Origin of the sequence: Kitasatospora sp. NPDC057015 (assembly GCF_042673745.1) — a bacterium.
GTDB lineage: Bacteria > Actinomycetota > Actinomycetes > Streptomycetales > Streptomycetaceae > Kitasatospora.
In genome coordinates this window covers 60,466-65,496 of sequence record NZ_JBHUSG010000018.1, presented here as the reverse complement: position 1 = coordinate 65,496, position 5,031 = coordinate 60,466, and the positions used below count along the sequence as shown (strand labels likewise).

At 72.8% G+C, this 5,031-nt stretch carries 4 protein-coding genes; all 4 read right to left on the bottom strand.

Annotated features, from left to right (window positions below; all coding sequences use genetic code 11):
* Nucleotides 1-112 precede the first annotated feature (112 nt).
* On the bottom strand, nt 113-673 hold the full coding sequence (locus ACFTWP_RS18980) for an HIT family protein (RefSeq protein ID WP_380265748.1): 561 nt from the start codon (nt 671-673) through the stop codon (nt 113-115).
* Nucleotides 674-822: 149 nt separating this feature from the next.
* Nucleotides 823-2,799, bottom strand: coding sequence for a threonine--tRNA ligase (gene thrS / locus ACFTWP_RS18975; protein ID WP_380265747.1), 1,977 nt, complete (start codon nt 2,797-2,799; stop codon nt 823-825).
* A 203-nt stretch (nt 2,800-3,002) separates the two neighbouring features.
* Nucleotides 3,003-4,175: a hypothetical protein gene (locus ACFTWP_RS18970; protein ID WP_380265746.1), complete on the bottom strand. Its 1,173-nt coding sequence runs from the start codon at nt 4,173-4,175 to the stop codon at nt 3,003-3,005.
* Nucleotides 4,176-4,209: 34 nt separating this feature from the next.
* On the bottom strand, nt 4,210-4,812 hold the full coding sequence (locus ACFTWP_RS18965) for a DUF4365 domain-containing protein (RefSeq protein ID WP_380265745.1): 603 nt from the start codon (nt 4,810-4,812) through the stop codon (nt 4,210-4,212).
* Nucleotides 4,813-5,031: the final 219 nt, after the last annotated feature.

The following is a 5,031-nucleotide window of genomic DNA, read 5'->3' as shown; positions in this document are numbered from 1 at the left end:
GGGGCCCCCCCCGGGCCGGGGCCGGGGGCGGGGGGCGGGCGGGCGGCCGGGCCGGCCCCCGGCGGGGCCCCCCCCCCCCCCCCGTGCCGGCCGTGGCGGCCGGATGCCCGGGTCAGCCCTGCGGCCAGGCCTCGGCCAGCATCTTGCGGGTGTCCGCGAGCAGCTGCGGCAGCACCTTGGTGTGGCCGACCACCGGCATGAAGTTGGTGTCCCCGCCCCAGCGCGGCACCACGTGCTGGTGCAGGTGCGCGGCGATGCCGGCGCCCGCCGCCGTGCCCTGGTTCATCCCGATGTTGAAGCCGTGCGCCCCGGAGGCGGCGCGCAGGGCGGTCATCGCCTTCTTGGTGAAGACCGCGAGCTCCGCCGTCTCGGCCGCGTCCAACTCCGTGTAGTCCGCCACGTGCCGGTACGGGACGACCATCAAGTGCCCGCCGTTGTACGGGTACAGGTTGAGCACCGCGAACACGGCGGTGCCGCGGACGACGACCAGCCCCTCCTCGTCGGTCAGCGAGGGGATCGAGCAGAACGGACAACCGTCGTCCGGAGCCGGACCGGTGGGCTTGTTCTCGCCCTGGATGTAGGCCATCCGATGGGGGGTCCACAGGCGGCGGAAGCCGTCCGGCTCCCCGACGCCCCGCTGCAGTTCCGGCTCACTCGTCATGCTGATCAGCATATTCGCCGAGGGCCGCTTGCGAAGCGGTGCGGGGCAGACTCGTGGAGTCCGCCCCGCACCTCAGCACCCCCGCGAGTGCGGGGACCACCGGAACTTCTGCTTGTGCGCGTTCCGGATCTTCGGATCACCCCCGCGCGTGCGGGGCCGCGTCACACCTGGATCCGACGCTCCACGGCGTCCACGATCTCGGCGATCGCGTCGGCGACCGGCACGCCGTTCTTCTGCTCACCGTTGCGGTAGCGGAAGGAGACGGCGCCCGCCTCGATGTCCTCGTTGCCCGCGATCAGCATGAACGGGGCCTTGCTGCGCTGGGCGTTGCGGATCTTCTTCTGCATCCGGTCGTCCGAGGCGTCCACCTCGACCCGGATCCCGCGCTTCTTCAGCTCGGCCGCGACCTCCTGGAGGTACGGCACGTGCTCGTCGGTGATCGGGATGCCGACCACGGTGACCGGGGCGAGCCACGGCGGCATGGCGCCGGCGTAGTGCTCCAGCAGCACCGCGAAGAACCGCTCGATCGAGCCGAACAGGGCACGGTGGATCATGACCGGGCGCTGGCGCGAGCCGTCCCCGGCGGTGTACTCCAGGTCGAAGCGCTCCGGCAGGTTGAAGTCCAGCTGGATGGTGGACATCTGCCAGGTGCGGCCGATCGCGTCCTTCGCCTGGACGGAGATCTTCGGGCCGTAGAAGGCCGCGCCGCCCGGGTCCGGCACCAGCGGCAGGCCCTGCTTCTCGGCCACCTTGCGGAGGACCTCGGTGGCCTCCTCCCAGGTCTCGTCCGAGCCGACGAACTTCTCCGGGTCCTTGGTGGAGAGTTCGAGGTAGAAGTCGGTGAGGCCGTAGTCGCGCAGCAGGTCCAGCACGAAGGTGAGGGTCGAGTCGAGCTCGTCCGCCATCTGCTCGCGGGTGCAGTAGATGTGCGCGTCGTCCTGGGTGAAGCCGCGGGCACGGGTCAGACCGTGCACCACGCCGGACTTCTCGTACCGGTACACGGTGCCGAACTCGAAGAGGCGCAGGGGCAGTTCACGGTAGGAGCGGCCGCGCGCGTCGAAGATCAGGTTGTGCATCGGGCAGTTCATCGGCTTGAGGTAGTAGTCCACGCCCTCGTCGAGCTGCATGGGCGGGTACATGCCGTCCGCGTACCAGTCGAGGTGGCCGCTCTTCTCGAAGAGCTTCCCCTTGGTGGCGTGCGGGGTGTAGACGAACTCGTACCCCTCCTGCTCGTGCCGCTTGCGCGAGTAGTCCTCCATGGTGCGGCGGATGATGCCGCCCTTGGGGTGGAAGACCGCGAGGCCGGAGCCGATGTCCTCGGGGATGGAGAAGAGGTCCAGCTCGTTGCCGAGCTTGCGGTGGTCGCGCTTCTCGGCCTCCACCAGGAAGTCCAGGTGGGCCTTGAGCTCGTCCTTGGACGGCCAGGCGGTGCCGTAGATGCGCTGCAGCATCGGGTTCTTCTCGCTGCCGCGCCAGTAGGCGGCCGCGTTGCGCATCAGCTTGAACGCCGGGATGTGCCGGGTGCTCGGCAGGTGCGGGCCGCGACAGAGGTCGCCCCAGCAGTGGTCGCCGCTCTTGGCGTCCAGGTTGTCGTAGATGGTCAGCTCGGCGCCGCCCACCTCGACGTTCGAGCCGTCCTCGGCGGAGGCCGAGCCCTTGAGGCCGATCAGCTCCAGCTTGTACGGCTCGGCGGCCAGCTCCTCGCGGGCCGACTCGTCGGTGACCACCCGGCGGGAGAACTTCTGCCCGCGCTTGATGATCTCCTGCATCTTCTTCTCGATGGCCTTGAGGTCATCGGGGTGGAAGGGCTTCTCGACGTCGAAGTCGTAGTAGAAGCCGTCCTTGACCGGCGGGCCGATGCCGAGCTTGGCCTCGGGGAACAGCTGCTGCACGGCCTGCGCCATCACGTGCGCGGTGGAGTGGCGCAGGATGTCCAGGCCGTCCTTGCTGCCGATCTCGACGGGCTCGACCTCGTCGCCGTCCTGGACGGCGTACGCGAGGTCCTTGAGCGCGCCGGCGACCCGGGCGGCGATGATCGAGCGGTCGTCCGCGAAGAGCTCGGCGGCCGTCGTGCCCGTGGTCACCACGCGCTCTTCCCGATCGGGTTCGCGGTTGATGATTACCCGGACGTCCGTCACCGGTCTCTCCTGACGTGCTGGAAGCGTGAGACGCAGCACTTCGCTGCGCGTTCACGATGGTACCGAGACCGGCGACCGCCTCGCGCACCTATATGCCCTCCCGGCCTCGCCCGATGCCGGCGGGTGCCGTCCGGATGGCGGCAGGGCGGTCCGCACGGCCGTGGCGGTCCGCACGGCGGGTGCTCGGCGGCGAGGGGTGGTGCTCACTGCGGCTCGGCGTCCCCCAGGGTCTTCAGCAGCCGCTCGCGCTCGGCGTCCTCCAGCCGGACGGGCTCCAGGTCGCGCGGGTGGCCGAGCTTGCGGAAGCCGCCGCGCCGCTCCAGCCGCCCGCTGACCCGCACCGGGGTGCCGGCCAGGTGCGCCTCGGCCGCCAGCCGGTAGGCCCGTTCGTCCAGCCGGACCCTCACCTCGGCGACCTCCGCGCCGCCGAGCACCCGCAGCCGGACCGACCCCGGGCCGGCCGGACCACCGCGCTTGAGCCGCACCACCACGCCCACCACCGTCACGGCGACGGCCGGCTCGATGCGCTCCAGCAGGTCGGCGGCCTCCTCCAGGGCGGGCAGGTCGCCGGGCGAGAAGTCCAGCACGATCCGCCGGTCGCCGAAGCCGCCCGGGGTGCCGACCGCGGCCGACCAGGCCACCGACACCTGCGCGGCGGTGGCGCCGCGGACCAGCTCCTGGACCGCCTCCACCAGTTCGCGGCTGACCCCGCTCTGCACGGCGTTCTCGAAGGCCTCCAGACCGCCGCTGACCCGCCGGTAGTCGACCGCGTCGCGCATCGCCTCCAACGCCCGGACCAGCGTGGTGACGGCCGCCCGGCCCTCGGGCGCGGGCGTGTACGCGGTGAGGCCGCCCGCGGCGGACGCCGGGCCGGACGCCCCGCCGACGACCAGGGCCCGCTGCACGAAGTCCCCGGCCCAGCCGTCCAGCCGGGCGCCGAAGTAGGCGGCCCGGCTGCGGGCGGCCTTGGCGGCGGCGCCGAGCATGGCCCGGGCCGCCCGGTGCAGCCGCTCCTCGCCCTCCCAGGTGACGGCGCCGGGCACGCCGGGCTGCTCGCGCCGCCACTGGATCTCGTCGCCCGGCACGGTGAGCGCCAGCAGGATCGAGCGGGCCGAGGGGCTGTGCGAGCGCGAGAGCGCCGTCACCGCGTCTGCGAGCAGGTCCACCGCGTCGTCGAAGCCGCCGCCGGCCGGCACCAGCACGCTGGTGTCGGGGTCGCCGTCGCCGGGCGGGGTCCACCTGCCGTAGCGGGCCGTCGGCCCGCCGCGCCGGACCCAGCCGTGCCGGGCGAGCAGGGTGGCCAGCAGCGCCGGGTCGACCGCCGCGGGATCCGGCAGCGCCGGTGCTCCGTCCTCGGACATCCGGATAGCCGTCATGCGTCCGCTCCTCCCAGCAGGGGGCGCCGGGCGGTCACGGGCTGCCGCCCGCGCCGACCCTCGCCATGATCTCGCACAGTGCGCGGTCGTCGAAGACCCTGGCCACCGGCACCCGGACGTTGGTGCGCCGCTGCCCGGTGACCGGGTGGCCGGCCAGGTTGACCCAGTAGCAGCAGTGCCGCAGCTCCAGGGCGTCCGGCCGGGCCAGCAGCCAGTGGTCGACCTGCCGCGGCAGCAGCATGACCACCAGGATCTTCGGTACCGCGACCTGCGCGCGGGCCAGCTTGCGCAGGTGGTCGTTGTCCAGGGTGAAGCTGAAGTGCGACCCGGCGGGGGCCGCCGCGATCTGCTGGGTGGCCTTCAGCTGGATCTTGATGGTGACCTCGTCGTCCACCGTGTGGGCCGGGGAGCCGTGGCTGACCTGCCAGTCGATCCCGTTGTCCGGGAACGGCTGGGACAGCGAGCAGCCGGCCGCCGCGGCGACCGCGTGCAGGTAGGCCACCTGCAGGGTCTCCATGCAGGCGGTGGTGGCGAGGTTGCCGCGCAGCACGGCGGTTGCCTCGGCCGGGCGGCCCGCCTCCCCCGCCGCTCCCCGCTCCTGCGTCGTGTCCCCGGACTGCGGTTGCGTCAGCGCCATGGCCCCCGCCTCCCCCACCTCGGCGCGCGGCGCCCGTCCGGATTCGAACAGACCGCCACCGGAAGCATCCCCGACGGGCCCGGCGGCAAACGGTTGAGCCGCCGTCAGAACGGGGTATCACCAGGACAGGACGTGACCGGGCGGCGTGACCCCCGGGCCGAGCCCGGCCACCCCCCCCGGACGTCCGGCACCGCGAGAGAGCCCCCAGGTCCAGAGGGC